Origin of the sequence: Actinotalea sp. JY-7885, from assembly GCF_014525465.1 — a bacterium.
Taxonomy (GTDB): domain Bacteria; phylum Actinomycetota; class Actinomycetes; order Actinomycetales; family Cellulomonadaceae; genus Actinotalea.
This window is the reverse complement of sequence record NZ_JACEXH010000190.1, coordinates 1-5,761: the sequence shown is the minus strand read 5'-3', so window position 1 is coordinate 5,761 and position 5,761 is coordinate 1. Positions and strand designations below refer to the sequence as shown.

Sequence of the window (5,761 nt, the reverse complement as noted above, 5' to 3'; positions counted from 1 at the left end):
CGCGGGGCACGGGCAGGCCGGGTCCCGTGGCGGCCCGGCCGGCCGGGGCGCCCGGGGCGCCCGCCCGGGACGTCACCGACCGCGCGGCGAAGGCCCGGATCCTCGGGATCAGCTCGGTGGCGACCTGGGCGAGCGAGGCCTGCACGCTGCCGACGTTCGCCGGCTTGGCCACGTAGTCGGTCGCCCCGGCCGCGAGCGCGTCCAGGGTCGCGACGGCGCCGCGCTCGGTGAGCGTCGAGAACATGATGATCGGCATCCGGTGCCCGGCACGACGCAGGGTCCGGACGGCCTCGACGCCGTCCATGACGGGCATCTCGAGGTCCATCGTCACGACGTCAGGGCGCAGCTGCTCGACCTTCGCGACCGCGATCTGCCCGTTCGCGGCGACGCCGACGACCTCGATCTGCGGGTCCTGCTGCAGGACGTCGGTGACGAGCCGGCGGACGACGACCGAGTCGTCGACCACCAGCACCCTGATCGGCGTCACGTCGGTCCTCCGCTTCCTCGCGCGGTGACCCGCGCAGTGTCCAGATCGGCCACGGCGGACCGGTTGTGAGCACCGGGGCCCGCACCGCCGGGCGTCAGTACGTGAACGCCGAGGCGCGGTTGCGCAGGTCGGCGGCCATCTGCGCGAGCTCCAGCGTCGAGGCCTGCAGCTGGCTCACGACCTCGGCGGAGGAGGCCGCGGCCGACGCCACGCCGGTGATGTTGGCCGCGATCTCGCCGGAGCCGGCCGCGGCCTCGGCGACGCCGCGGCTCATCTCGTTCGTCGTGGCCGTCTGCTCCTCGACCGCGCTCGCGATCGTCAGCTGGTAGTCGTTGATCGACGCGATGATCTGCGAGATCTCGCTGATCGCGGCGACGGCCGTCGCCGTGTCCGACTGGATCGCCTCGACGCGACGCGCGATGTCCTCCGTGGCGCGGGCGGTCTCCCGGGCGAGGTCCTTGACCTCGCCGGCGACGACGGCGAAGCCCTTGCCCGCCTCGCCGGCGCGCGCGGCCTCGATGGTCGCGTTGAGCGCCAGGAGGTTCGTCTGCTCCGCGATCGACGTGATGACCTTGACGACGTTGCCGATCTCCTGCGACGACGTTCCGAGCTGCGCGACCGACGACGTCGTCGTCTGCGCGACGTCGGTGGCGCGCGCGGCCACGCGGGCGGCCTCGTTGGCGTTCTGCGCGATCTCGCGGATCGAGGCGCCCATCTGCTCCGCACCGGCGGCGACCGCCTGGACGTTGCGCGAGACCTCCTCCGCCGCCGAGGCGACGACGCCGGCCTGGGCGCTGGTCTCCTCCGAGGCGGCCGCGAACTGCCCGCCCGCGGCGGACATCTCCTCGCTCGTGGCGGCGATGGTCGTGCTCGCCTCCCCGACCTGCGCGAGCGTGCTGCGCAGCGAGTGCTGCGCGGTGCGCAGGGCACCGGCCATGCGGCCGATCTCGTCGGCGCTCCGGACGTCGGCCTCCACCGTGAGGTCACCCTCGGCCATCGCCTCGAGCGAGGCCTGCACGCGGCCGAGGGAGCTCCGGATCGACCGCGCCGTGACGACGCCGATGGCCGCCGCGAGCGCGAGCCCGAGGGGCACCACGACCAGGGTCGCCGTCGTCGCGGTGGCGGCCTCGTGCTCCGCGCCGGCCGCGATGTCGGCGACGTACCCCGCGGTCTGCGCCTCGAGCCCCTCGAGGTCCGCGACGAACGCGGCGACGAGCGGGTCGGCCTGCTCGGCCCGGACCTGCTCGACGAGCGCGCGGTCGCCGGCCATGGCCGCCGGGAGGAGTGCGGTGTCACGGACCTCCTGCCAGGCCTGCCAGTCGGTGAGGAAGCCGTTCCAGTACGGGTCGTCGGGCCCGACCTCGGCCGTGAGGGCGTCGATGGCGACCTGGATGTCGGCGTCGGTCCGCTCGATCTGCTCGGCGAACTGGCCGCGCAGCTCCGCCGTGTCCGCGGCCGCCACCTCCGCGACCAGCATCCGCGCCGTGATCTCCTCCTGGTGCACGACCGCGACGTTCGTGGCGAAGCCGCTCTGGACGGTGGCGAGGTGCGCGGCGTCCGCAGCGACGGTCCGCAGGTTCACGACGCCGAGCGCCCCGCCCACGACGGCCGCGATCGCCATGACACCGACGGCCCCGAGGACCTTGCTCATGACGCCGCGGTCGGCCAGCAGCCGGGGCGGGCCGCCTGTCGACGGGTCGGACGCCGGGGCGGGCTGCGCGAGAGGGCTCGGCGCGGTGCGCTGGGACGTGAGGGACATCGGGTGGGGTGCTCCTTGGTACGGGGCCGCGCGCGGGGCGCGGGTGATGAGGGGACGACCGCCGTGGGCCGAGGGGGCGCGAGGGGCGCGGGCTCAGGCGGCGACCGCGCGGTCGACGTCGAGCGCGAGCAGGAGGCGGTCCTCGAGCTTGAAGGCGCCGGTGACCAGGCCGCGGAGCGAGGGTGCGAGCGTGTCGGGCGGCATCTCGAACGCGTCGTCGTCGACGTCGATGACGTCGCCGATCTCGTCGACGAGCAGGCTGATCGGCTCCCCGCCCACCTGCACGACGACCATCATCGGCCGCGCCGAGGGCGGCAGCGGATCCAGGCCGAGGCACACCCGCAGGTCGATGGTCAGGACGACCTGACCGCGCAGGTTGACCAGGCCCGCGACCGCGGCAGGGGCCATCGGCACGGCGGTGCGGGGCTGGAAGCGCAGGGCCTCCTGGACCCGCATGACGTCGACGCCGTAGTGCGCGCCCTCGAGGGTGAAGGTGGCGAGCTGGCGGCTCATCGGGTCGCTCCCACGAGGACGTCGAGGTGGTCGAGGTCGGCCGGGTCGAGGACGGCGAGGTCCGCGGGCGCGGGCTCGTCGGCGAAGAACAGCGGGTCGGCGGCGGCGACGGCGGCCCGCACGTCGAGCAGCTCGGTCACCTTGTCCTCGAGGACCGTCGACCCGAGCGTCCCGTGGTCACCGAGGTCGCTGTGCGCGGCGACGTCGTCGTCCACGATGTCGACGATCTCGTCGACCACGATGGCGACGCTGCGCCCCCGGCGCGAGGACACGACGACCGTGAGCTCGTCGCGCTCGTCGCGCTCGTCGCCACCGCCCGCGGCGGCGAGCAGGCGGTCGAGGCGGACGACGGGCGTGATCGCTCCGCGGTACTGGATGACCTCGCGCCCGCCCACGTGCTCCAGGACGTCGGCGGGCAGCTTCTCGAGGCGGGTCACGGCCGCGAGCGGGATCGCGACGCGGCGCCCTCCGCCGATGCCCGCGACGAGCACCGGCACGGTCTCGACGACGGCGGCACGGTCCTCGGCGGACCGGGCGCGCTCGAGGCCGCCGTCGCCGACCATGGCCCGGCGGCCGATCGCCTGCACGTCGAGGATGAGCGAGACGCGGCCGTCGCCGAGCAGGGTGGCGCCCGCGTACAGGCCGATCGCCTTGAGCCGGCCGGAGAGCGGCTTGACGACGATCTCCTCGGTGTTCAGGACGCGGTCGACGAGCAGGCCGAAGCGCTGGGTGTCCGCCTGCAGGACGGTGATCACGGCACCGGCACGGTCCGCCCTGGCGGGCCGGCCGAGCACCTCGCGCAGGTCCACGAGGGGCAGGAGCTCGCCGCGGAGCCGGTAGACCGGTGCCGAGCGGACGTACTCGATGGCGCCCGAGGCCTGCGCGTCGAGCGCGACGAGCTCCAGCAGGCTGACCTGCGGGATCGCGTAGAGCTCACCGTCGCAGGCCACCGTGAGCGCCGGCATGATCGCGAGGGTCAGCGGGATCCGCAGCCGCCACGTCGTGCCCGTCCCGAGCTCGGAGTCGACGTCGACCGTGCCGCCGATCGCCTCGATCCGGGTCCGGACCACGTCCATCCCCACGCCGCGGCCGGAGACGTTGGTGACGGACTCGGCGGTCGAGAAGCCGGGCAGGAAGAGCAGCTGGAGGAGCTCGCTCGCGGCGGCGTCCGCCACCTGCTCGGCCGTGCGCAGGCCGCGGTCGACCGCCTTGGCCGCGACGCGCGCGACGTCGATCCCCGCGCCGTCGTCGCTCACCTCCACGACCACCTGGCCACCCGCGTGGTACGCACGCAGCGACACGACGCCCTGCGCGGGCTTGCCCGCGGCGCTCCGCGCGGCGGGCGCCTCGACGCCGTGGTCGACGGCGTTGCGGATGAGGTGCGTCAGCGGGTCCTTGACCGCCTCGAGGAGGCTGCGGTCGAGCTCGGTGTCACCCCCGGTCAGCTCGACGCGCACCTGCTTGTCGCACGCGGCGGCGACGTCGCGCACCATGCGCGGCACCTTCGACCAGACGTGCTCGATGGGCTGCATGCGCGTCTTCATGACGCCCTCCTGCAGCTCCGAGGCGATGAGGCTCAGGCGCTGGGCCGCGCGCACGAGGTCGACGTCGGTCGTCCCACCGGCGAGCCGCGAGATGGCGTTGCGCGCCAGGACCAGCTCGCCGACCTGACGCATGAGCGCGTCCAGGAGGTCGACGTCGACGCGGATGGAGCCGTCCGCGGCCGAGCGCGACGCGGCCGGCTCCGGCTCGGCCGGGTCGGGCTCGCGGTCGGCCGACGCGGCGGGGCCGGCCTGCTTGGCGCGGATGGTGCGCGAGGCGGGCGGGGCGGACGCAGGCGCCGGCACGGGCACTGGCACCTCGGGGACGGACGCCTCGGGCGCGGGGAGATCCTCGCGGTGCTCGACCGGGGCCGTCGCGCCGGCGTCGGGCGAGCCGGCGCCCGGCGTCCCGGCGAGGAGCGTCTCGATGCGTCGCACCACGGCGTCGACATCGACCTCGCCCTCGCCGCCGTCGGACTCGATGCGGCGCAGGACGTCGCGCACGACGTCGACCATCTGCAGGAGCACGTCGGTGGTGCCGTGGTCCATCGAGCGCAGGCCGTCGCGGAGCTCGACCAGCAGGTTCTCGCCGGCGTGCGTGACGCGCTCGAGCGCCGAGAAGGCCAGGAAGCCGCTCGTGCCCTTGATCGTGTGGATCGTGCGGAAGATGCTGCTCAGCAGGTCCCGTGAGCCGGGGGCCGCCTCGAGGGCGACCAGGTCCGAGTCCAGCTGGTCGAGGTTCTCATGGCTCTCGACCAGGAACTCGTGGACGATCTCGTCCAGGTCCTCCACAACGCCCTCCATGGCATGCCGCAGGAGGCGGATCCTCCGCCCCTCACCGGCACCATCGGTCGCCGGGGGGCGGACGTGAGGGTCAGTCGCCGGCCGGACGCCCCGTCGAGGGCCGCAGCGCCTTGAGCGACTCCTCCGCGGCGGGGTCCGCGGAACGGGCGGCCTCCACGTTCGCGCGCGTCACGGCCTCGAGGACCTCGGCGCGGTTGACGCGCACGTCGCGCGGCGCGTCGATGCCGATCCGCACGCCGTCGCTGCGCACGTCGATGATCGTGATGACGATGTTGTCGCCGATCACCAGGCGTTCGCCCACACGGCGACTCAGCACGAGCATGGAGCGAGACTAACCCCCGACTCACTCCCAGGTCGCGTCCTCGCTGAGGCGTTCGCTCAGCACGGCCGCCCAGACCACGGGCGACGCCGGCAGGCCGTCGAGCCAGCCGACCGGCAGGCCGAGGTTGAGGACCGCCCCGGGAGCCTGCGCCTCGAAGCCCCCCATGACCGCCACCGCGTCGAGCGGGCGCCGGGCGCCCGTGTTCCGCAGCCAGCGGCGCGTCTCCGCGACGCGGCGGCGCGCGTCCACGACCGCCCAGGCCTGGTCGGGTGCGAGCGCCTCGAGCAGCTGCGCGCCGGCGTCGTGGCGCCCGTCCGCCGCGGTGGCCACCCCCA

The 5,761-nt window shown here is 74.7% G+C and carries 5 protein-coding genes and 1 pseudogene; all 6 read right to left on the bottom strand.

Translation table 11 applies throughout. From position 1 onward, the window contains the following. Positions 1–487, bottom strand: a 487-nt coding sequence (locus tag IDM29_RS14250) for a response regulator (RefSeq protein WP_188037679.1), incomplete at its 3' end; no start/stop codon positions are given. A gap of 94 nt (positions 488–581) precedes the next feature. After that, positions 582–2,246: a methyl-accepting chemotaxis protein gene (locus tag IDM29_RS14245; RefSeq protein ID WP_255491701.1), complete on the bottom strand. Its 1,665-nt coding sequence runs from the start codon at positions 2,244–2,246 to the stop codon at positions 582–584. 93 nt (positions 2,247–2,339) lie between these two features. Continuing rightward, a complete protein-coding gene (locus IDM29_RS14240) occupies positions 2,340–2,759 on the bottom strand; it encodes a chemotaxis protein CheW (protein ID WP_182112613.1) in 420 nt (139 codons plus the stop codon). Then, entirely contained in the window at positions 2,756–5,092 is a 2,337-nt protein-coding gene (locus IDM29_RS14235; RefSeq protein WP_182112612.1) for a chemotaxis protein CheA, read from the bottom strand. The genes IDM29_RS14240 and IDM29_RS14235 overlap by 4 nt, the downstream gene beginning before the upstream one ends. Positions 5,093–5,174: 82 nt before the next feature. Further along, a complete protein-coding gene (gene csrA / locus IDM29_RS14230) occupies positions 5,175–5,426 on the bottom strand; it encodes a carbon storage regulator CsrA (RefSeq protein ID WP_188037678.1) in 252 nt (83 codons plus the stop codon). Positions 5,427–5,447: 21 nt separating this feature from the next. Further along, a pseudogene (locus IDM29_RS14225) lies at positions 5,448–5,761 on the bottom strand (hypothetical protein); the annotation flags it as partial.